Annotated in this window: 22 protein-coding genes; 13 read left to right on the top strand and 9 right to left on the bottom strand. The window is 57.3% G+C overall.

The genetic code is table 11. The annotated features are described in order from the left end of the window. Positions 1-264 precede the first annotated feature (264 nt). The 9 genes from AUR64_RS05070 (at position 265) to AUR64_RS21375 (ending at position 9,780) form a co-directional block, all read left to right on the top strand. Positions 265-1,242 (top strand): HNH endonuclease, encoded by a 978-nt coding sequence (locus AUR64_RS05070; RefSeq protein WP_240479583.1) that lies wholly within the window; start codon positions 265-267, stop codon positions 1,240-1,242. 483 nt (positions 1,243-1,725) lie between these two features. Then, complete coding sequence (locus AUR64_RS05075; RefSeq protein WP_058580873.1) at positions 1,726-2,622, top strand: SOSS complex subunit B family protein; 897 nt, start codon at positions 1,726-1,728, stop codon at positions 2,620-2,622. A 239-nt stretch (positions 2,623-2,861) separates the two neighbouring features. After that, positions 2,862-3,389: a DUF7342 family protein gene (locus AUR64_RS05080; protein ID WP_058580874.1), complete on the top strand. Its 528-nt coding sequence runs from the start codon at positions 2,862-2,864 to the stop codon at positions 3,387-3,389. After that, complete coding sequence (locus AUR64_RS05085) at positions 3,390-3,839, top strand: hypothetical protein (protein ID WP_058580875.1); 450 nt, start codon at positions 3,390-3,392, stop codon at positions 3,837-3,839. Between the two features lie 172 nt (positions 3,840-4,011). Beyond that, positions 4,012-4,941 (top strand): ArdC-like ssDNA-binding domain-containing protein, encoded by a 930-nt coding sequence (locus AUR64_RS05090; protein WP_058580876.1) that lies wholly within the window; start codon positions 4,012-4,014, stop codon positions 4,939-4,941. A gap of 63 nt (positions 4,942-5,004) precedes the next feature. Further along, on the top strand, positions 5,005-5,268 hold the full coding sequence (locus AUR64_RS05095; protein ID WP_058580980.1) for a type II toxin-antitoxin system HicB family antitoxin: 264 nt from the start codon (positions 5,005-5,007) through the stop codon (positions 5,266-5,268). A gap of 877 nt (positions 5,269-6,145) precedes the next feature. Continuing rightward, entirely contained in the window at positions 6,146-7,291 is a 1,146-nt protein-coding gene (locus tag AUR64_RS05100; protein ID WP_058580877.1) for a Fic family protein, read from the top strand. A 226-nt stretch (positions 7,292-7,517) separates the two neighbouring features. Further along, a complete protein-coding gene (locus AUR64_RS05105) occupies positions 7,518-8,450 on the top strand; it encodes a transcription initiation factor IIB (RefSeq protein ID WP_058580981.1) in 933 nt (310 codons plus the stop codon). Between the two features lie 241 nt (positions 8,451-8,691). Then, complete coding sequence (locus AUR64_RS21375) at positions 8,692-9,780, top strand: thermonuclease family protein (RefSeq protein ID WP_394326097.1); 1,089 nt, start codon at positions 8,692-8,694, stop codon at positions 9,778-9,780. Between the two features lie 170 nt (positions 9,781-9,950). Here the strand turns inward: AUR64_RS21375 and AUR64_RS05110 are convergent, their stop codons facing one another. Further along, positions 9,951-11,558, bottom strand: a complete 1,608-nt coding sequence (locus AUR64_RS05110; RefSeq protein ID WP_155120530.1) for a transposase — start codon at positions 11,556-11,558, stop codon at positions 9,951-9,953. 198 nt (positions 11,559-11,756) lie between these two features. On the opposite strand from AUR64_RS05110, the gene AUR64_RS05115 reads away from it, so the two are divergent. Then, positions 11,757-12,134 (top strand): cupin domain-containing protein, encoded by a 378-nt coding sequence (locus AUR64_RS05115; RefSeq protein ID WP_058580878.1) that lies wholly within the window; start codon positions 11,757-11,759, stop codon positions 12,132-12,134. Between the two features lie 2 nt (positions 12,135-12,136). Here the strand turns inward: AUR64_RS05115 and hisI are convergent, their stop codons facing one another. The 5 genes from hisI to AUR64_RS05135 are packed head-to-tail and all read right to left on the bottom strand — an operon-like array spanning position 12,137 to position 16,012. Continuing rightward, on the bottom strand, positions 12,137-12,514 hold the full coding sequence (gene hisI, locus AUR64_RS05120; RefSeq protein ID WP_058580879.1) for a phosphoribosyl-AMP cyclohydrolase: 378 nt from the start codon (positions 12,512-12,514) through the stop codon (positions 12,137-12,139). A gap of 34 nt (positions 12,515-12,548) precedes the next feature. Continuing rightward, the gene (locus AUR64_RS19970; RefSeq protein WP_240479584.1) at positions 12,549-12,944 is read right to left on the bottom strand and encodes a DUF7124 domain-containing protein; all 396 of its coding nucleotides are present in this window, start codon (positions 12,942-12,944) and stop codon (positions 12,549-12,551) included. A 17-nt stretch (positions 12,945-12,961) separates the two neighbouring features. Then, positions 12,962-14,671 (bottom strand): nucleoside recognition domain-containing protein, encoded by a 1,710-nt coding sequence (locus tag AUR64_RS05125; RefSeq protein WP_058580880.1) that lies wholly within the window; start codon positions 14,669-14,671, stop codon positions 12,962-12,964. Then, a complete protein-coding gene (locus AUR64_RS05130; protein WP_058580881.1) occupies positions 14,664-14,849 on the bottom strand; it encodes a 30S ribosomal protein S14 in 186 nt (61 codons plus the stop codon). Before AUR64_RS05130 ends, AUR64_RS05125 begins: the two co-directional genes overlap by 8 nt. A 2-nt stretch (positions 14,850-14,851) precedes the next feature. After that, positions 14,852-16,012, bottom strand: a complete 1,161-nt coding sequence (locus AUR64_RS05135; RefSeq protein ID WP_058580882.1) for an NAD(P)/FAD-dependent oxidoreductase — start codon at positions 16,010-16,012, stop codon at positions 14,852-14,854. Between the two features lie 52 nt (positions 16,013-16,064). Here AUR64_RS05135 and AUR64_RS05140 point away from each other — a divergent pair, with 52 nt between their 5' ends. The 3 genes from AUR64_RS05140 to AUR64_RS20420 all read left to right on the top strand — a co-directional run bounded on the left by AUR64_RS05140 (position 16,065) and on the right by AUR64_RS20420 (position 17,907). Beyond that, positions 16,065-17,345, top strand: coding sequence for a GTP-binding protein (locus tag AUR64_RS05140; protein ID WP_058580883.1), 1,281 nt, complete (start codon positions 16,065-16,067; stop codon positions 17,343-17,345). 2 nt (positions 17,346-17,347) lie between these two features. Next, complete coding sequence (locus AUR64_RS05145) at positions 17,348-17,614, top strand: hypothetical protein (RefSeq protein ID WP_058580884.1); 267 nt, start codon at positions 17,348-17,350, stop codon at positions 17,612-17,614. Positions 17,615-17,754: 140 nt separating this feature from the next. After that, positions 17,755-17,907: a C2H2-type zinc finger protein gene (locus AUR64_RS20420; RefSeq protein WP_155120531.1), complete on the top strand. Its 153-nt coding sequence runs from the start codon at positions 17,755-17,757 to the stop codon at positions 17,905-17,907. Positions 17,908-17,951: 44 nt separating this feature from the next. Here AUR64_RS20420 and AUR64_RS05150 read toward each other — a convergent pair whose 3' ends face one another. Genes AUR64_RS05150 through AUR64_RS05160 form a run of 3 tightly spaced genes read right to left on the bottom strand, consistent with a single transcriptional unit; the run spans position 17,952 to position 20,678 of the window. Next, entirely contained in the window at positions 17,952-18,332 is a 381-nt protein-coding gene (locus AUR64_RS05150; protein ID WP_058580885.1) for a DUF7124 domain-containing protein, read from the bottom strand. Position 18,333: 1 nt separating this feature from the next. Beyond that, positions 18,334-19,626 (bottom strand): FAD/NAD(P)-binding protein, encoded by a 1,293-nt coding sequence (locus tag AUR64_RS05155; RefSeq protein ID WP_058580886.1) that lies wholly within the window; start codon positions 19,624-19,626, stop codon positions 18,334-18,336. Further along, positions 19,623-20,678 (bottom strand): metal ABC transporter permease, encoded by a 1,056-nt coding sequence (locus AUR64_RS05160; protein WP_058580887.1) that lies wholly within the window; start codon positions 20,676-20,678, stop codon positions 19,623-19,625. The genes AUR64_RS05155 and AUR64_RS05160 overlap by 4 nt, the downstream gene beginning before the upstream one ends.

A 20,678-nucleotide genomic window follows, 5' to 3' on the forward strand; every position in this document is an offset into this window, starting at 1 on the left:
AGCACCTCTGATAGGAGAGAGGTCATTTCGAGTGTTCATTCGTCTCCCACCGAGACTATACTGACGCAGCACAGAAAACTGGCTCTGAGACCGTCACTGCAATTCTGTGTCGACTTGCGGTGTCTCATCCACAATTATCGTCGAATTCGTCGTTGAGAGTATCAGCGAATTCAGTCTTCGTGACAGAGGATATTTGCTCTTGAGTGTGCTCCACTGACGACTACAAATAAACGATCATACGGTAGCCGCCTAACCCACTACACAATGACAGACCGTTTCCGAAGTATCGTTCCGATGTTCGGTGGGGGGACTCGATACGTTGAAACGCTGAATTCGATTCTCGAATTCGTCGACTCGTATCACCCAACGACGGACGAACTCGTCGGCTGGCATCGTGGGACTTTCTCGAACGTCTCCAGCCGAACATCGATCATGCGGCGTGTCAGGTATCTCGGGAAGATGGGGTTTCTACAGCAGAAAGGCGACGGATGGACACTCGGGCCTTCCGGCAATGAGTACACGCAGGACCATGACACAGCGATACTGCTCCAGATCCTGTGTGATCACAACGTCGGCCTCAGAAGTCTGCTCTACGCGCTTGCGGTCGCTCCGATGACCATCGAAGAGATCAGCGACCAGCAACTCGATACCCACCCGGAATTGGGGTGGAGTCGTGGGGAGACGGATATGGCCCACCAGCGAGCCAACTGGCTTCGGAGTATGAATCTCGTCGAAAAGGAGGGCGACCTGTACGAACTCACTGGAAAGGGTCGTGAGTTCGTCGAGGATGCTGTCGAAATGTGGGCGTCACCCTCGACGACCGAACAGAGCGACCCGATAACGGCCAGCACGTACGAGACGGTGACATATGCACGGGCGGTCGACCCGGAGTTTCGTGCAACGGCACTTGCACGCTATGACCAGCAGTGCCCCGTCTCAGGCGTGGACCACCCGGGTCTGCTCGATGTCGCACACGTTCTCTCCTGGAGTGACTACCCAGCGTATCGGGCGGATCTCTCGAACGTCTTGACGCTCAGTAAGACGCATCATGCCGCGTTTGACCGCGAGCTCTTCACAATCGACGCTGACTACCGACTGCTCGTGAATCCGACTTTCGAGACTGAGAGTGATTTGTTGAAGCGGACGATTCTCGACCGCGCGGGTGAACAATTACCCATCTCTGAGGTAGGACTCAGTTCGAAGCACTTGGCGCAGCACAACGCGGCGCTTGAGTGGGCGTGAACCGATTGCCATCTCTCTCGTAACTATCCTCTGCAAACGTTCTCGGCACGCCCCGCTCGCCGCGTGCCGCCTTCTGGTGAGCAGAGCTCACCGACGTCTCGTTCGCTCCGCTCACGAGACGTACGCGTCACTCGTACCTTCCCGGTACGCCAGCGGGTGAGGGAGGCGGTTCTTGCGCTCCTGGCGGTGCGCAGAACACGCTCACTCTCACTCCGCTGGCCGTTCGCTCCAGGCGGACGCTGGGTCGCTCACTTTGTTCGCGCCCCGAGCCTCACCGCGCTTCGCTCGGTGAGACGGCGCGCGTTGCTGGTTCTGTGTCCTGACGTTGGCGCGCTCTCACTCGCGCCCAGTGGGCGCTCGTGAAGGCGCGAGCGAGAGCGCGCGATGGTTGGTTGGCCTGTGTGGACAGCCACGGCTGGAGAGTCGTGGTGTCGGAAGAAGACGCCGAGTGAGCGCCTTCAGTGGTACCTAGGTAAGATACCAATGTCAAGTAAGAACGTTTCCAGTAATGTAGTTTCGGTCGATGAACAGGCATTCGAGCAGTCGGACGGACAAGTGGTCGATGAGGACGGTTTCGAGGTCGTCGATGAGACGCCGGAGTTCCAGCCAACGGTGCAGATGGAGATTCAGGCGAAAGTCGATTTCAACCACCCAAACGGGATGGTCGACACCAGTGAGGATCGGATCTACGGTGTGACCCTCGAACAGGAAGAGTGCATCAGAGCGCGGGAAGCGGAGTTGGAGCGTATCAGTGCCCGAGCGGCGTTCGGAACGCAAGAGGGTCGTGAGAAGCGGACGCGAGCGGTTGTTGCAGAGCAGAGCGCGCAGCGGCGTGTGGAGTTTCAGCGGCGTGCAGCGAGCGTGAATCCAGTGTTCGACCCGGATCGTCCAGACCCTCGTGTCGAACTGTCTCAAGAGCAGTTGGCGGCGGTGAATACGCAGGCAATGCGATTAGCTGAGAAGTTGGATGGCTGGTCGCAGGCGGCGGTCAGTCGGCGATTGGCCGAAGTGGTACTCGATGGGAAGGATATGATGAGTGCAGTCGTTGGGGTGTTCGAGGAGTTGCAGACGGCACCCGGGCAAGTGGTTCCCATCGGGAAACTCGAAGACGCGAATCGACGGGAAGTGAGCATCGAAGGACGTGTCGAGACGTTGTGGACTCCCTCACACTCAGCGATTAGCCAAGTTGGGCTCATTGCGGACGACAGTGGGCAGACTCGGGTGACGATTTGGGAGAAATCGGATGCTCCGTGGATAGAGGAGGGCGAACAGGTGCGCATTCACGGAGCGGCGCGGAACTGGTACGAAGGACGCGTCTCACTGGCCGTCACTGGGTGGAGCACCGTGATGTTCCCAGAGCGCGGTCGCTGGTGGGAATAGCCAGTCGTCGCAACTCTCTTTTTTGCTATGTACCGGACCAGCCCAGACCCCACCGCCCCACCCTCCGCTCCGTGCTCGCTCACGCCGTTCGCTGTGCGCGCAGCCACGACCTTAAGAAAGACAGGCGCAATATTGTGTGATTGAGACCGAATCTGTTCTTCTGGAGACCCCAAACCAGCATACTCAAATATATATGAGCCATCCAAAGATATATTGAGAATAGTTGCCTACGGATAGGTATGACCGAGTTCGATCCGGCCCCCACGTCCGACAATACGCAGCGCCGGTGGCAGACGGGGACAGACACGTTCGGTCGTGTCTACGACGTCGTTCTCGGAGTCACCTCTCCGACTGTCTACACCGAGATCGCTGAGCTCGCGGACTGCTCTCCAAACGCTGCGAAAAAGCATCTCGACCGCTTGGCGGAGATGGGTATCGCCCGAACCGATAGAGACAGCCGCCCAGCGACATACGAACGAAACGAGGGGTATCTCGAATGGCAGGACGCCAGTCGAATCGCAAGCGAACTCTCTGTCGAAGCAATCATCGACCGCGTAGAGGCGCTTGAAGCCCAACTGACGGAATACGAAGCCCAATTCGAGACGACGGACCCAACGGCCGTCAACGTGTTTGATCACGATAGTCACGACACCATTCACGAGCGGATGACCGCAGTCAGCGAGTGGCAGGGCGTGATTCGAGATATCCGGCTGTACGAACTTGCTCGCCAGCTTTCGCAGAACGACGGGCATCTGATTTCAGCCTAAATGAGTCAGCCACCGGAGGATTTAGCCTCACACTCGACGGGCCCACCGGATCGACAGACGCTGCGTCTGCTGGAGCGACAGCTTACGTCAGACGCACTCGTCGCCGAAACTGCGTTCGACCCGGATTCCTACGAACCTCGACTGCTTCGTGGACTGCTCGACGCTGGACGATTTCCTGATACAGTGACAGCGGCCCGACTTGACATCCGATGGTTCACGACTGGGGATTTCTCGGTCCACTACGTCGAAGAACACGAGGACGGAGGACGCTGGGAGTGTCGCTGGGACCGGCACCCGAACACGCACAACACTCGATTACATTTCCATGAGCCACCAACTGCGGACGAAATCACCGACCTCGAACTGCCGTCGTTGCATCCACTCGAAATATACTCCACGGTGCTCACGGCGATAGAGCAGCGCATAGAGGCATTGTGGTCGTCGCAGTAAGCGAGTGTTTGGGTAGTCTCTCGAAAGAGAGGTACCACCCCGAAAATGCTGAGGTTTGACAGGCTATTTGACAATTTTCTAAAGACTCTCTCAATACCGAATTTTATCGGCCCCTACAGGGTGCGGGGCGCTCGAATAGACATGAGCGTTCCGTTGAGAGGTATCTCAACGAATGGCAACAACCGAAAAGCGAGTCAGATTCGACGAATCGGAAACGCGCACAGACCAGATGCAGGCAGCCATCGACGAGTGGATTCAGGAGCTTACAACACTCGTCGACGAAGCCAAAACGACAGCGGAGTTCCAGACATGGCTGGATGTTCAGAGTCAGTTCCACAACTACTCCTATCGGAACACACTCCTCATCAGACAGCAGTGTCCGCATGCGACGAAAGTCGCAGGCTACCGGACGTGGCAGACGGAGTTCGATCGCCACGTCACTGAGGGCGAACAGGCAATCTGGATTTGGGCACCCATCATCACCAACAAATGCCCGAAGTGCGGGAACAGTCCCTCCTACCACGCGAATACAGACTGTGAGTACGACAAGAGACCACCCGAAGAGTGGAACAGAGGCGTCGTCGGATTCAGACCAGTCCCCGTCTTCGATGTCTCTCAGACAGAGGGTGAGCAACTCCCAGGACTCGATACAGACGCACGTGGAGATGCATCTGATCTTCTCCCTGCACTCCTTGTAATCGCTCCGAAGTATGACGCCGATGTCTCCATCATACCACCAGCGGAATGGAAACACGGTGAGGCAAATGGGATCTGCAAATATCGAGAATCGAGCCTCTACCAGAAAATCGAGGTCAAACAGAAACCAGACGACGCAGCAGTCGCAGGCACACTGATTCACGAACTCGCGCATGCGATTCTGCACGATTCGGCGCTCGACGAAACAGAGCGAGCCAAACGGGAAGTCGAAGCTGAGGGGACAGCCTACATCGTCGGCCAACACTTCAACCTCGATATGAGTCGTTCTGCACTGTATCTGGCCGCGTGGGAAGGTGACGACCCCGAAGCAGTTGCTGACCGATTACATCGAATCAGCGATACGGCTGGAGAGTTCATCGATCGGTTGAGTACAGAGATTTCGTAGTGAGGCCGTAGCACGTACTGGATGTTGAACACTTATACAACCTATCTCGTAGCTGTGAATACAATGGCCAGTTCGACTCAGAACGACACCAATGACGGTAAAATCCGTCTCTGGCAGGAGGACGACTGGTGGGTTGCGAAAGATGTCGATACGGGTGTGACGACTCAAGGCGAATCCAGAGAGGTAGCGCTAGAAAACCTTGATGATGCGGTCGCAGTTCACACCGACCAAAGTGGTCACGAACCGACGGACGAGGAACTTCGTGCGTTGGGCATCGAACCAGCGGACAACACCACTGGCGACCAAGAGCCCCCCAGACGTACTTGACTGATCGATGGGGAGACGAACGTTCTCTGGATATCGTAATGCCTGTCAGTACTGAGTAGACCATCACGTTTCCACCTGACACTCATCCAGACCAATTTTTCGCGCCCCCGGAGGGCCGGAGGCGCGATTCATAATCAGTCGTCTCCGTGTTTGCCATGTCGAGTCAGAAACAACCCGCAGACGCAGGATCGACCAGTAACCAACTCAGCCGTTCTCGAAACTGGAGGCAACACCAACTCCTTCGAATCGCCGAATGGGTGCCTGGCCGAGAACCAACAGACAGTCACATACAACTTCCAAGTCCGCAGGTACGAGAATACCGGACGAGCTACTGGCGCTGTGAGAAGTGCGGGCAAGAACGCAACGACATCGAGGATTTCATCGAATCCTGCACTGTCGAGTCATCGACCGATGCGGTAACAGATGGTGGGTACTCAATCGACGACCCGCGGACTCGTCGGGCGATAACCGAAGACATTGACGTTCGCTTCGGAGTGTGTGGCCCGCAGTATCTCGTCGACAGCGCGAGCGGGAATACATACAGTGTCGATATTGCCGCACGAAGTTGCAGCTGCCCTGACTACGAGAAACGAGAACCCGAGAACGGGTGTAAGCACATCCGTCGAGTCGATATGGAGATTCGAGCAGCAAAGACGCCACGACCGGATGGTCGGTTTGTTCGACCAGGGACGGTTGTGAGACGGTGAGTGAGTAATAGTGTGGTGAAAATCCTCAGTCGTTGCACTTAGCGAGCGACCCGACGGTTGTAAGTGTACTATCTGTCCTGAGATTTCATCGAGAATCATCTGGACGCCAAGTTTGTGTAGTGACTATAAAAACAACTATACGAGTATAGATAGAGAGTAGTACTACCTAAATGCCTACAAGAGAGCTTCCGGACAGCGCACCGGGAAAGTATGTCCCGTATCATCCGAACCCGTACTACTCCCCGGAACCGCTGCCGATAACGCCGAAGCTCGATATTTCGGATCAAACACGCGACCTTGTTGCTGACGCCGCCTATCAAATCGGCCGTGTTGATGGAATTAGTTCGACAGTTGACTTCTCAGCAGTACTGTATACCTCACTCATTCGGTTGGAAGCCGTTGAATCAGCACGTATCGAAGGTGCAGAAGTTGAGTATCAAGATGTCGAAGCGTATCATACGCAGCATCCATCCGGGGAGACAGAGACGACGATCGAGAAAGACCTGAGAGAGGCACTCAACTACGAGCACGCCCTGACATCTGGACTCGAAAGAATCGAGAGTGGAGACTCGATCACACTCTCACTCATCAAAGAACTCCACTCAGTCCTGCTCGACGGTGTTCGGAACGACGGTGATGTCGTTGGTGACTTCCGCGATCATATGGTTCATCTCACAAGTCCACAGTCTGGACACCGTCCGTTCGTTCCCCCGGCCCCGGAAGCCCTCGATGGACTCATGCAGTCGCTCGAATCGTACATCCAGATGGGTGGGCAGTATCATCCGCTTATCGACGCTGCTATCATTCACTATTTCTTCGAGACAGTTCACCCGTTTTCAGATGGCAACGGCCGACTCGGTCGATTGCTCATCATTCTGTATTTGGTGAGTCAAGGTTATCTCGAAAGTCCATACATCTATCCAAGTGCGTACTTCAATCGCCACAAAATCGAGTACGTCGAACATATGCGAGCGGTAAGCGACGAAGGAACCTGGGACGAGTGGCTTGCGTTCTTCATTGAGGGACTCCGGAGTCAAGCCGAGACATCGTATGATCGGACACAACAACTCCGTGATCTTCAAGAACGCTACGAGCAGGAATACTCCAGTAGCACGGCTACGGATACGTTTGCTCGAAAACTGCTCCAGTATCCATACTTCAAAACACCAGATCTCGTCGAGTATCTTGATGTCTCACGCCGGACCGCTTACAAAATCGTTGACAAACTCGAAGCAGATGGCCTCATAGAGGAGGTAACCGGCAAGCAGCGCGGAAAAGAGTACAAAGCAGTCGACGTGTTCGACATTCTTGGGTAAGTAGCAGGCCAACTGGGACCTGCATGAATTGGTCTCGTCCTGCACTGTATTGCATCCCCCAGAACTTCTCTGGACGGTCCGCTTCGCCAGCCCAGGCTGAAAAACACCCCGAACAGATGGTCGGTTCGTCCATCCAGAGACGATTGTGAGACGGTAGCTCAGAGAATTTTATCGCCGCCCCCGAGGGGTGCGGGGCGGTCAGAAAGTGGTCGTCCCGAGATCGAAGATGACAACGAGAAACGTCTACACCACCACGTTTGACGAATCGAACGGACAGACCATCCAAGCCGAGCACTGCCCCGAATGTGACGGCAGGCTTCGAACTGAAGGCGGCGAACATCGCTGCACCGAGTGCGGGCTGATTGTCAACGAATACTGGATCGACAACACAGCGCAGCCGCGTGTGTTTTCATCGGAAGAACGGAGTCGAAAACGGACTGGTGCGCCGTTGACAGTGAGTCGGCACGATCGGGGACTGTCGACCGAAATCGGCTACAAGAAAGACGGATACGGCAAGATGCTCTCAGGCAAGAGACAACGTGAGTTCGGCCGGCTCCGAAAGCAGCAGAACCGGGCGCGGTTTGGCTCAAAACAGGAGCGAAATCTCGCACATGGTTTCGGCGAGATCAAGCGGATGAGCGGTGCGCTTGGACTCGACAAAACTGTCGTCGAATTCGCGTCGCAGCTGTTCCGAACAGCACAGAACGAGAATCTTCTCGTTGGTCGTTCGATCGAGTCCATGTCGTCGGCGAGTCTGTACGCGGCGTGTCGGTGCACAGGTACAACTCGAACCCTCAACGACGTTGCGCGAGTAGCCGCGTGTCGATACCAGCGTGTGAAGAACGACTACAAAGTACTCAACGCCGAGCTGGGACTGGCGGCAGCGGTGCAGCGACCGAAGCAACTCGTTCCACGAATTGCTTCTGCGTGTGATGTCTCACGGCTGGCCGAACGACGGGCACTTGAACTCGCAGATGTCGCCTGGGATGAAGGGTTAGCGAACGGACGAGCACCGTCGGGTATCGCAGCAGCGTGTGTCTACATGGCCGTCGACGAAGTCGGTGACGCGATCACACAGGTCGATGTCGCAAAAACAGCAGGGACGTCCCCTGTGACGCTTCGAGGGCGATATGAGGAGCTACAGAATGTTGCGTTGTGACAACGTCCGTGCGAAGGCTGTTGTCTGGAGTAAGTTATCCGCGACTTTGGTGAGTGGTTTCTGAGGAGTCCCTCGACAGGTTTCGAGTACAAGCGAAGATCCACCGCGTCGATAGACGGTCACATTGTTTTGCTCGGAGCCCAATCCATGAGCGAATGGCTGACAAATGAGAATATCAATAAGTTACAACTATGTGAAAAATTACATTGTATGAAAATTCTCTGACAACCGTGTTTGTGCCATGAAGCGGAAATTTCTGGTGGTCGTAGTACTCCTCATTACTCTCGCCGGGTGTACGGCAACCGACGCCGATCCAGCCACAACCAAATCAGCCGAATCAACGGTGACAGGAAACGTCACGACTGAGGAAGTAGAGACGAGCAATTCGACAAGCGAAGAAGGAACTCCAACCGCAACACCAACCGAGAGCCCTTCCACGGCCACACCTACATCAACACCTACCGCGACTGCGACTCCAACGCCAACAGCGACCGAGACAGACGACGACAGTTCCACCGCATCAACAAGCGCAGCGACTACGAACAATCAGAGTACATCGCGCCTATTCGAAGTCAGGCTGCACAACGCAGAGAAACAGAATGGTGGCTACACTGACTTTGATCTAAAAACCCGAGCGAACACCTCTATTCCACTGGGAGACATCACGAGTGAAGAAGACCCCTTCTTTGCTGTCGCACTCAACAGAGAGCGCGTCACTCGAACTGAGAAAGTAGCAATCTCGGAAGATGGGGAGTATACGATTTTAGTTCCAAAAGAATCCATCCAACGCCATGCAGGGTCGACAGTCACAGTCAATGTTACACTGTATGAAGGCGATGCTCTGAGTGACACCCTGATCACCTCACAAACACGTACTATAAAAATCGTCGACGATCCTTCTGAGAGTAGTGTGTCCTCTTTGGACTCAGCAGAGACTACTACAACGAGCACTGCGACAGCCACAGCGACTCCAACGTCAACGCCTACCACGGCTTCGACGACTTCGACAGCAACACCAACACCTACCTCTACGCCGACAGAGACGCCTACCCCAACGCCTACGCCGACACCGAAGCAACAGGAGCTGGTCGTCACAGTCGTTGAAGTCGTCGATGGAGACACGATCAAAGTCAAATACGAAAATGGCACTCGGGACACTGTCCGACTCCTCGGTGTCGACACACCCGAAGTACACGTCGGCAATACTCCCGACGAATTCGAAGGTGTCCCGAACACCGAGGCCGGTGCCAACTGCCTCAGCGAACACGGAGACACTGCGAGCAGCTTTACGAAGAGCGAACTGATGGGTGAGCACAGTTTCGGAGGATAGGTCAGTTCGGGATTAAATCGCCGTCTGCTCGTGGTTCTACTTACCGTTCGAGTACCGATTTTGAACCCTCTGGATCCGATCTACCAAGGGAACGTCCAGAATTTCTCGGATTCTGGCGCTGCTGAACAGCGTTACCACTCCTAAGAGGCGACCAGTAGCGGGTCGGTCGGTCAGTCGGGTGGAATCAGCGCTGAAACGACGATCTCGACACACTCACCAGCGGTCAGAATCGGCGCGTAGCCTATCTCGCCGTCAACCCCCGCTTTCAGTAGGAAATCTGTGAGCCGCCAGATATTGTAGAGTAAGACCGCGAACACGAAGTAGAACAACCGAACACGGTAGTCCTTCGAGGACGTCTTTGCGAGGAAATCGTTCTTAATGCTCTTGTACTCGTTTTCGATTTGCCAGCGGCGGCTGTAGCGCTGACAGAACGACTCGGCCTCCTTCGGCCCGACTCTGAGATTCGTCGCAAACACAGCTGTTCCATCGCCTTTCGTCGACGGGACGTACAGAAACTGCATCGAGTGCTCTCCCGACTCAATGTGTACAGAGGCCGATTCGACGGCCACGTCTTCCCCATCACTCTCCATCGTCTCAATCACCTTCTTCTCCGTACTGGTGATTCGCTTCGGGATGAGGTAATTCACACTGAGATTGGACAACGTCTGAAAGACACGCATCGAGTCGAACTCGCGGTCGCAGAGCACTGTCTCGATTGGAACGTGCTGCTTAGCTCGCCGAACCAATTGACGGACGACGCGATGGATCTGATTGGGCGGGTTGTCGTCCCAGGCTGAACTCTCTCGAACTGGTTCGACGGCCAGGATGAGTGGGACATTCAGCCCAACGATCGACAGGGTGGCAAATTTGAACGCTCGCTCTTCGTGATTGAGCCCACTAACCATCGTCATTCCCTCGACATCGCCATAGAATGGGACGGTCGTGATGTCGATCGCGACTGTCACCGGCCGGCGGAACGATGCTTCGGATTTTATGACCGAGAGTAGCCGGTCGGTCGCTAAGTCGAATCCATCAATCAACTTCTCGGACTCAAATTGTTTGATCGTTCTGAGATGCGTATCGCCGTGTGGACTACCGTCCGAGCTGTGTCGATACTGAAACCGGGCCGCTCCTTGCGGCGTCCCGCAGCTAACCATTCCCATGAAGGTTTGCAACTCGAAGAACTGCGTGTCTTCATAGGTCGCGTTCGCAGCACGACCGGAATCGAACTCATCAAAGCCGTGATCACGAGCGAGTCGTGTCGTCCGGTAGATTTGCTCGTCGGAAAATTCACAGCCAGCTGTCTCGTCATCAGTAGAGGCGATCACTTCGTCAATGATCTCTGCCTTCGGCCGGACAGTGGGAGCTGAAAACTCGCGGTCGTGGGCCTGTTTGATGACGAAGTGGGCAGTAACCTGAACGAATTCCCGGACCCCGTCGTCGAAGCGCTTGCGCCACGTTCGGGACAACACAGATTCATCGGGGATGTGTTTCAAACCGAGTGGCTCGGCGAGTTCTTGGAACCGAGCCAGCGCTCGATAGCTTGTACCCGTGGCCTCTCGGTAGATGAGGAGCCGAACCATTCCGAGAAAGGAGTGTGGAGCAGGGTGCCACTCAGGGTAGCTATCGTCAAGGTATTTCGTCTGGATTGAACTCTCTGCAACGCTCGATACTAGAGATTTTCCTGCTCGCAGCTGCTCAGTGATTTCGATTCCCGTACTGTAGGCGTGGGTCATCCGGCAGGCACGGTCCGAGAGCGGCTCCAGCGAGTCCGCCATTAACTCCCGATCGGAGCGGCGCGGTAGAAGTGGTCGCGGAAACGTCTGTTTTGTGGCGCCACCCACGGATTTTGACACTGCTTGTATACACGACTATCTCGCCCTACTGGAAAGGTGACTATTACTGTTGGCAACATCATTATCAAGAATAGCTAATCCAATATAGAATATTAATACGTTGAACTCAGGACTGCGTATATGAGCTATCGGAAGGTGAACTATGAGGACGTCGAACAGGTTTCGGATGCGAAGCATTTCCTGAGTGAACCGCTCGGCTGTCGCCAGGTTGGCGTGACGTTCTCTCGATGTCTACCAGGGTGGAACAGTGAACCGCACGACCACGTCGATGATGAGCACGAGGAAGTCTACGTGCTGGTCAGCGGGGCTGCAGAAGTCCGAGTTGATCAAGAATCGGTGCCTGTTGAAGAGGGAGATGCGGTCTGGATTGCGCCTGAGGCAACGAGACAGATTCGAAACGGTAAGGAAGAGAGTGCCTTCGTCCTGATCAGTGCTCCCGAATTCGATTCCTCCGGAAGTGCAGATGATGCTTGGAACCTCACTGGGTTTCAGGGATAGACCTACCCATAGACCTCATCTGGGTCGTAGACTTTCTCTCCGACCGTTTCGCCATCAATCGTTCGGGAAAAGCACGAACGATATCCCGTATGACAGGCCCCGCTCTCTTGCTCGACGCGATAGAGGAGTCCGTCTCCGTCACAATCGACGCGAATCTCCTGCACCCGTTGGATGTGTCCGCTCGTTCCACCCTTTTTCCAGAGTTCGTCACGACTCCGAGAGTAGTAGTGGGCGAGGCCAGTCTCCTTCGTCGCCGCCACCGCTTGGGGAGAGACGTACGCGAGCATCAGAATTTCGTCCGTCTCTACGTCTTGTGCAACCGCCGGAATCAGCTCGTCGTCCCCAAAATCGAGTTCAGTATCTAGCGAACCATCGTCCATACAGGACGGTATGAGCGCCGAGGGATACCAATTCTCATTCTTGTGTCCGGAGGATGCGATTCAACCGTGCGGTCCATCGTGTCCGTGGTGGCGTATCTGGGGTTTCCAGCTCCCAGCCAGCAGCATCTGCAGCATCTCCGAGGCTAAGATATTCCCATCGGGGCTGAGGGAGGTAGCCCGGGTGATTGGAGACGGCTCCGACCAAGACGTGTCTCTCCGTGTTAAACTGGCTACAGAGACGCTGGAAGTTTGATGAGGTTGGCCTCACCTGGAAATCTCGCCGAATGAGATGCTCGGCGCTGAAGGCGTGAGCGGCGTCGGAATCCGTCGAGACGAGACCGACGTTCTGCGCCCAGCGTCGTGCATCGACGACCACCGCCTGTGGCTCACGAATCTGCTGAAGCGACGCAAGTTCGAACGCGAGCGTCATCGTCTTCCCAGCCATCGTTAGAGGAAGAACGCGCCGCCCCACCCGATGAGGAGTGAGAAGCCAGCGGCAGCCGCTGCCTGCCGGAGCATCATCCGTCCAGCGTACTTCGGGGAAAGTTCTTTTGCGACTGTGATCGCTGTAACCAGACACGGAAGCAACACTCCCGCGAGGTAGACAGCCGTCAGAACCTGCACGGGGGTCATCGCGGACAGCGTCGCGCTGAGGCCATCCGACTGTAACAGGAGAAGACCGTCCTTGCGGATAGACCCCATCACGACGACGAGTGCCGTCTCACCAGGGAGGTTGAACAGCCCCATCACTGGGGAGAGCACCTCGCCGATCACGTCTAAGACGCCGAAATAATCGAGGAGTGAAGCGACGAGGACGATCCCGGCGAAGATAGGGAGCGCCTTCAGGAAGAAACTCCGAATCACAGTTCTGGTCTCTCGCCACACGGACTGCCAACTGGGCCACTGGAGGAACGCACGGTTTTCGGTGGCGAGTGACGCTGTTCGCGCACGCTCGGGTGCGATCAGACGCGCGTAGACGAGCGTCGTAGTGGTGAGAATTCCGAGATATGGGAGAACGAGCCATGGCATCTCGACGGCTGCGAACACAGCAAGCGTCGCAGGGAACTGGTACGAACAGGCCGAACCGAACCCGATTGCCGAGACGGTCGTTCGGCGCGTACAGTCCGAACAGCCTCGAGTGCTGGTGACTGCCGGAACGTTACAACCGAATCCCATCACCACGCGAACGAGGTCCCGCCCGGTGAGACCCACGCGCTGAAGGTATGGATGGAGTGACGCGGTGAGTCGCGTGACGAGTCCGCTCTTCTTGTAGACGGCCATGAAGACCGCGAAAATAAGGATGGTCGGCCCGGCCCAGACGAACAGGAACGGGCCCATCGAGAGCAGGCCGTAATCGCCACCCAGAACTGCTGCGAGCGGTCCCGGGAGCTCGCTCGTCCATCGAATCGCGGGTTCCAGCAGTGCACTCACTCGGGGAGAGAGTTCGGCCGCCGCAGCGTTCGCGAAGTGAACTGCGGCCGCGGCTGGTAGCAGGAGCAAAGCAATACTGACCAACGGGCCGAAAAGCGGATGCTCGATAATCGTCTCCGGCCGGTCGAGATGAATACCTGTCTGCCGGTGAACCCGCCCCGGGAACTCGTCGGCGTCGTGAAGCGCACTGACGAGGTGCTTGTGACCGGTTCCGTCAACTGCAGCGCTGCCGCCATCAGTCGCAACGCGGGAGACGCTTCGCGCGTCCACCGGAGCGAGCGGGACCCCGAGGTCGTCGGAGAGCTCGTCTAGTTCAGCACGTGCGTCAGGCTGGTTCTCAACCTTGTCCCAGAACGTCACCGCAATCGCACCGACTTTTCCCTGCACCAGCGGCAGTAAGTCTTCGAGGTCGTCGTCGATGTTCGTCGCACGAACGACGAGTAACACGGTCTCAGTTGCTTCGACGGCGCTAATCGCCGTCCGAGTGGTCTCGGTGTCCGTCCCGAGCAGGATGCCGGGTGTATCGACGAAGACGAACTCCTCGGACTCGTACCGCTCGACATCGACGGTCGTTCCGCGGAAGTTCCCCGTCGTCGGATTCGCCCCCGAGAGACCAGCGACGAGTTCCGACTTCCCGACGCTCTCTTTGCCGACGACGACGACGGATTTCTTCCCGCTGTTCTCCGTCGATGGGACGTTCCCCGTGACGCTCTGTGCATCAGTCATACTTCTTGAACCCCATCTTCGGAGCCAGTTCACGGAACGACTGCCGACAGAGCCAGATGTCATACTTGCCGACGAGCCCCTGTTCGCGGCCCGTCATCCGGCAGACGTGTCGCTCGTCGTCTCTTGCCTCGTTCGACTGCTCGGTTCCGTTGTCATCCTGCGGAGTCTCTCGTGTCATAATTAGCAGTCGCACATGTCGGGTTCACAGCAGGACAGATCCTCGAGGAACATGTCCTTTTCACGGTACTCCTCCAGCGGAGTTCGGTCGATGTCGAGTCTCGCAGCAATTTCGTCGGCGACGACAGCGAAGCGCTGTCTGAACTTGTAGATGAAGCAGAACTCTTGGCCGTTGTGTGCGACCCGTGGACCGGCCAGGAACAAGCCGGGAGTGGTGGTCGACTCGTCCCGTTCAGTTAGCTGGCGTTGGCCGTTCTCGAATTCGAAGTATTCGTCGACGAGACCGAGCCCGCTCTCGAATCCAGTCGCGAGCACTGGCCGATTTCGTGTGATAAACGACTCGCCGTCGGTACCGGTTACATCGAATGTCGCCTCCTCAACGTCGACGCGCTCGACGCGGATTCCGTCTTCGAGAGCAATCGGTTCATCGTGTTCGAGGGCCCTCCGCAGCCGCTGGCTGGTATACGGAGAGAGTACTTCGCTCGGATCGGGGCCCCGGAACTGCCACGGCCCTTCCTCGTCGACGACGAGCACTTCGTGACCCAGGTCGGCGAGTGCGAGTGCCGCGTCGATACCGCTCTCGTACCCGCCGACGATGACGATGGGGTCCTCGACACACTCGTCGGCGAACGCACTCCAAGACCCGACCCGAGAGTTGTGGACGCAGTGGCTTGCACCGGGGAACGGGTCGTCGTTCGGCTGCCCAAACTGGCCTGCCGCCCAGATGACGAACCGGCTCTGGATGACGCCGGTGGACGTGTGAAGGACGAATCCGTCGTCGTCTCGTCTGACGGATTCTACTTCCACACCGGTTCGGACTGGTAAGTCGTGAAACTCGACGACTCCCTGAAGATATTCGGCGTACTCTGCGCCGGTCGGATGTTCACGGTCGAGCGCAAATGCAGGTGAGGTGTCAGTGGTGACAGCGTTCAGGTCCCGGCAGCCGAAGCTGTTGCTGGGAAACGATGGCGTGATGAGGCGCATCTCTTCTGGCCACTGTCTGAACGATGCTCCGACTTCGTCTCGCTCGAGGATTGCGTAGGAGTCGAGACCAAGATCCGCGAGGGCGGCCCCGATACCCACGCCAGCGGCACCTGCTCCGACGATTGCGACGTCGAGCGACTCGTGTGTACGGGTATTTTCTGAATTCACTGTTAACAACATAGGCACCTAGATAGCCAATTATAAATAATATACGCTCCAGTCTTAATAACAGATGAGTCGAGAGACGATTCCCGTCACCGTGCTGAGCGGCAACCTCGGCGCGGGCAAGACGACCGTGTTGAACAACCTCCTGAACACGCGAACGGACCTGGACATCGCGGTCTTGGTCAACGACATGGGAGAAGTGAACGTCGATGCCGAGCGCGTCGCCGAACACTCTGACATCTCGGAGGACGACGAGGACCTGATCGAACTGTCGAACGGCTGCATCTGTTGTGAGCTGCGCGGCGACCTGCTGGACGCGCTCGCGAAGCTCGCACAAACCCGCGAGTTCGATTACTTGGTTATCGAATCGACGGGTGTCGCCGAACCGTTGCCCGTCGCCCAGACGCTCACCATGGGATTCGACCAGGGTGACCTCGACCCCACGGAGTTCTACGAGGAGACCGGTATCGAGGTCATGGACTACTACGAACTCGACACGACGGTCACCGTCGTCGACGCCCACCAGTTCTGGACGACGTTCGACTCGAAGGAATCGCTGATGGACGGTGACACCGAGAAAGACCTCGGGAGCCTGTTGGTCGAACAGATCGAATTCTGTGACGTCCTGCTTCTGAACAAGTGTGACCTCGTAGACGAGGAGACGCTCGACGAAATCGAAGAGATGGTCGAGTTCCTGCAACCGCGTGCGGAGATCATTCGGACGGAACACGGCGCCGTCGATCCGGAAGCAATCGTCGATACCGGACGGTTCGACTTCGAAGCAGCGAGTCAGTCCGCCGGCTGGATGCAGGAACTCGAAGAGCCCCATGCTTCTGCGGAGGAAGAACACGGGGTCACTTCATTCGTCTTCGAGTCCCGCCGACCGCTCCACCCCGAACGGTTCGCCGACCTGTTGAGCGACTTTCCGACGAACGTCGTCCGCTCGAAGGGCCACTTCTGGCTGGCAGGACGTGAAGAGGTCGCACTTGGCATCGACGTCGCGGGCCAGTCGATTCGTCTCACGCCCGCTGGAGCGTGGATCGCAACGCTCCCGCAGGAGGAACGAGCACAGTACTTCGAGGCATATCCCGAACTGGAGGAGGACTGGCATCCCGAGTACGGCGACCGAGGCACTCAGCTCGTCATCATCGGGACCGATATGGACCACGACGAACTCCGCGCAGAACTCGAAACGGCCACGCTTTCCGACGAGGAGATGGATGCCGACTGGGGCGTCTTCGAGGACCGCTTCCCGACGTTCGAAGACGGCGAAGACGCCGAAGAAGCCACCGACGAGGACACCCAGCCCACCGACGACAGCGCCGAGGAGGTCGGCCTCACCGATTGACGATGTCCTCGCCACGCTCACTCTTTCAGACGGTCGTCGACAAGAACACGCCGCAGCGAACGCGGGAGGACGCCATCGACGGACTCGCGGAGGCAGGAGCGACCACGCAACTACGCATTATCGTGGTTACAAGCGGTCTCTCCGGGCGACTTCGCCGCCGAGCACTGGATGCACTCGGTCGGTGTCGAGCGACCGACGAACTCGATACGCTCGCCGACGAGAGAAGTATCACACAGCCTCTCCGGAAACAGGCAGCAGAGCTATTGTAACTCCGACGAGGGCGAACCTCGTCAGTTTCTGCCTAGCCTGGCTTAGTTAGCCGGAGAACGAGATTACTAGTCCGTATCAATCTCTCTGACCCCGTTTTTAATAACCCTTTTACTGCCCTGGCACCTGAGTTGTTAATGCAATGTCCTACACCTGCTCCAGCTGCGATGCACAGTTCAAGAGCGCGGCCGGCGTGACCCAGCACGTCGCGCTTCACCACAACACGTGTGCCGAGTGCGACGAGAAATTCGACGACACCGATTCGCTGCGCGACCACATCCACGAGAGCCACTAAGTGGACGCGTCGGTGAGCGACCACTCGACGTTCGAATTTTCTCACTAAGGCCAGTCGTTAGCAGAGGAGTCAGTCGCAAGTGGCCAGTCCGCGGCTTTTGCAGCGTCCGTCACCGACTGGTACGTCCAATCTGGAACCGTTTTCGCCACATCGCTGGTCTCGTCTGTCCCGACGAACACGTACCGGTCCGTCTCAAAGTGGGTTCGCACGCTCACCAACGCCTCTTCAATCGACCGCGGACCCGATAAGAAGTCCTGCGGGTATCCCGCTTCCCGGACTCGCCGTCGTTCGATGTAGGACGGTTCTGAGGAGACGATTCCGACGTAGCTCGTCCACGTTTCGGCGTCTTCGAGTGCTTGTCTCGGTCGAGCCAGTTCTTCGAGCGCCTGCAACGAAATTGCAAGCGTGAGATCGTTCGACGGCACTTCAGGACCTCCCTCTGGGAGCCAACGATGCTCTCTCTGAATCGGCCTCGGTTCGTGATTCGAGGAGCCGTTCTGCGACTCGACGAGCGCCGACGATGTTTCGGGCGAGCGGGCCTACGCTGAGTTCTGCGAGTGCTCCCGAAACGTACACTGATGAATCCACCCCGTCGGTCCCTCGCCACGCGAGTGTTCGGTCGTCGAGAACGGGAAAGCCGTCTGCCCCGCGTTCGAGAGACAACGATTCGGCGACGGATTCCACTAAGGGGTGCTCCGAGACTGAATCGAGTCCGGTCGCAAGGACGACCTGCGCATTCTTTTCGGTCGTGCCGTCGTCAAACCGCACCAGTAAACCGTCGTCTGTCGCGTATGCAGACGTGATTTCACCCCGTCGGAGTTCGACGCCGCCACAACCTCGAACCTCGTCCAGTCGACGTTCGACGTACGGGGGGATTGTCGCATCGTTGCGGGCGGCTCGGATCCGGTTGAGACGGGCCTTTGACCCCGGCGGGAGCGTGTGAACCTCTTTTTCGATGTGTCGCCAATTGATCCAGTACGGGTGGGCTTCGGTCAGTTCGACTTCGAGGTCGTGACGCGAAAGGAGCGTTACGTCCGCGTGTTCCGAGAGGCTGCAGGCGCATTGCGCAGCGGTGATACCGCCACCGACGACGAACGTCGGTCCCGCAAATTTTGCTGCTGTCGTCGGGTCGAACTCGTCGTCCCAGACGTGAACGAGTGGGGCGTCGTCGGGGAGTGACGTCCCCCACGTCGGGACCGTCCGCGACCTACCGAGTCCGATGGCCAAAACGACTTGGCGAGCTTCGAGCGTTCCGACAGCCGTCTGCACGTCGAGTCGGTCACCCGCCCTATTTTCAGTAATTCCCGTCACCCTCGACTGGAGGTGACACTCGTCGATATCACGTCGGTCGACGACGTATCCGGCGTGGTCGAGAAAGAGTTCGAGCGTCGGCCGATTCGGATAGTTGTCCGTCGAGACGAGTTCGTGTTCTCGATCCGCTCCCTCTGCAAACGACCCAAGTGAGAACGGCTCTGTGCCGATGTGGTGAACGAACGTCGACCGGAGCGTTTGCATCCCACACTGACGAGCTTTTCTCTCGAACGAACCGAGCAACTGCTCGTGGGGCTCGACGAGACAGATATCCTGGTGAGTGTATCCACCTTCGGCGAGGAGATAGTTCACCAGGGAGGTTCCGTGAATGCCGCCTCCGATGACTACGTACTCGTAGGGTGGACGAGAGTCCGACGTGTGGTCGGTGTCGCGTTCGGGGACGTTCACTCTCGTTCGCCTCCGTTGGCTCCGAGTTCCTCTGGGGAGTGTTCGGGTCGACGTCTATTGCGTCGTCGCACGCTCGGCAGCCAGTGTGTCTGTTTATCGAAGCCGACAGCGACGGTGTACACGCCGATTGCCGAAACGACAATCGAGCCACCAGCCGCGATTCCGTAGACGTACGACAGTGTAACCCCGGTTATCGCCGCAAACTCCGCGGCCAGTATTGCGAGGAAGATGGACTGTTTGAAACTGTGCGCCACCTGTGCCGCGGCGGCGACCGGAACGACGAGCATCGCGGCGACCAGAATAACACCCATGATCTGCATCGCGCTGACGACGACGAGTGCCGTGAGTACGACCATGAGGCGTTTGTACAGACGGGCGTTCAGCCGAGCCACCCGTGCGGCGGTCGCGTCGAACGTAACGTAGAGCAGTGGTCGGTACGCTACCGTGACGAGGCTCCCAACGAGAAGACTCATCAGAACGAGGATGCCAACGTCCTCCGTCGAGACGGTAGCCAGACTACCGAAGAGGTAGGCGTCGATGCCGACCGCGATGCCGCCGTCGGTCGCCGTGATAAGGATACTGCCGACGGCGAACCCGCCCGTCAAGACGATTGCCAGCGAGGTATCACTGTACGCGTCAGCGTGTTCTACGAGTAGCTCAACGAGGAGTGCGGTCCCGATTGCGACCACGAATGCGGTGAGCAGCGGTGACAGCGTGAGCGACAGGACCGAATTGAGGAACAACCCGACGGCGACGCCGGCGAAGGCGGTGTGGGCGAGCGTATCGCCGATCATCGACAGCTCCCGATGGACGAGGAAGGTACCGACGAGTGGTCCGATAACGGCGATACAGAACGCAGCGAGATAGGCCCGCTGCATGTAAGGATACCCGAGCATCGGCGTGTCGAGGAGTTCAGCCAGCACGTCCATCCCAGCGCCGAACACGTGGTCAAGAAACCACTCGACGGGGGCGAAGACGTCGACTGTGAGCAACAGGGGAGCTATCGCTTCATCGAGCAGCGCACGAATCTTGCGGCTGTGTAGTACAAACAT

Source organism: Haloprofundus marisrubri, from assembly GCF_001469955.1.
GTDB lineage: Archaea > Halobacteriota > Halobacteria > Halobacteriales > Haloferacaceae > Haloprofundus > Haloprofundus marisrubri.

What these genes read in the sequence shown, in the direction of transcription:
- AUR64_RS05160 (WP_058580887.1), bottom strand. Translation starts at nt 20,678, where the DNA reads ATGTTTGTACTACACAGCCGCAAGATTCGTGCGCTGCTCGATGAAGCG.
- AUR64_RS05095 (WP_058580980.1), top strand. Translation starts at nt 5,005, where the DNA reads ATGGCCAGTTCGACTCAGAACGACACCAATGACGGTAAAATCCGTCTC.
- AUR64_RS05140 (WP_058580883.1), top strand. Translation starts at nt 16,065, where the DNA reads ATGAGTCGAGAGACGATTCCCGTCACCGTGCTGAGCGGCAACCTCGGC.
- AUR64_RS05145 (WP_058580884.1), top strand. Translation starts at nt 17,348, where the DNA reads ATGTCCTCGCCACGCTCACTCTTTCAGACGGTCGTCGACAAGAACACG.
- AUR64_RS19970 (WP_240479584.1), bottom strand. Translation starts at nt 12,944, where the DNA reads ATGACGCTCGCGTTCGAACTTGCGTCGCTTCAGCAGATTCGTGAGCCA.
- AUR64_RS05085 (WP_058580875.1), top strand. Translation starts at nt 3,390, where the DNA reads ATGAGTCAGCCACCGGAGGATTTAGCCTCACACTCGACGGGCCCACCG.
- AUR64_RS05090 (WP_058580876.1), top strand. Translation starts at nt 4,012, where the DNA reads ATGGCAACAACCGAAAAGCGAGTCAGATTCGACGAATCGGAAACGCGC.
- AUR64_RS21375 (WP_394326097.1), top strand. Translation starts at nt 8,692, where the DNA reads ATGAAGCGGAAATTTCTGGTGGTCGTAGTACTCCTCATTACTCTCGCC.
- AUR64_RS05105 (WP_058580981.1), top strand. Translation starts at nt 7,518, where the DNA reads ATGACAACGAGAAACGTCTACACCACCACGTTTGACGAATCGAACGGA.
- AUR64_RS05125 (WP_058580880.1), bottom strand. Translation starts at nt 14,671, where the DNA reads ATGACTGATGCACAGAGCGTCACGGGGAACGTCCCATCGACGGAGAAC.
- AUR64_RS05135 (WP_058580882.1), bottom strand. Translation starts at nt 16,012, where the DNA reads ATGTTGTTAACAGTGAATTCAGAAAATACCCGTACACACGAGTCGCTC.
- hisI (WP_058580879.1), bottom strand. Translation starts at nt 12,514, where the DNA reads ATGGACGATGGTTCGCTAGATACTGAACTCGATTTTGGGGACGACGAG.
- AUR64_RS20420 (WP_155120531.1), top strand. Translation starts at nt 17,755, where the DNA reads ATGTCCTACACCTGCTCCAGCTGCGATGCACAGTTCAAGAGCGCGGCC.
- AUR64_RS05100 (WP_058580877.1), top strand. Translation starts at nt 6,146, where the DNA reads ATGCCTACAAGAGAGCTTCCGGACAGCGCACCGGGAAAGTATGTCCCG.
- AUR64_RS05070 (WP_240479583.1), top strand. Translation starts at nt 265, where the DNA reads ATGACAGACCGTTTCCGAAGTATCGTTCCGATGTTCGGTGGGGGGACT.
- AUR64_RS05130 (WP_058580881.1), bottom strand. Translation starts at nt 14,849, where the DNA reads ATGACACGAGAGACTCCGCAGGATGACAACGGAACCGAGCAGTCGAAC.
- AUR64_RS05115 (WP_058580878.1), top strand. Translation starts at nt 11,757, where the DNA reads ATGAGCTATCGGAAGGTGAACTATGAGGACGTCGAACAGGTTTCGGAT.
- AUR64_RS05110 (WP_155120530.1), bottom strand. Translation starts at nt 11,558, where the DNA reads ATGGCGGACTCGCTGGAGCCGCTCTCGGACCGTGCCTGCCGGATGACC.
- AUR64_RS05075 (WP_058580873.1), top strand. Translation starts at nt 1,726, where the DNA reads ATGTCAAGTAAGAACGTTTCCAGTAATGTAGTTTCGGTCGATGAACAG.
- AUR64_RS05080 (WP_058580874.1), top strand. Translation starts at nt 2,862, where the DNA reads ATGACCGAGTTCGATCCGGCCCCCACGTCCGACAATACGCAGCGCCGG.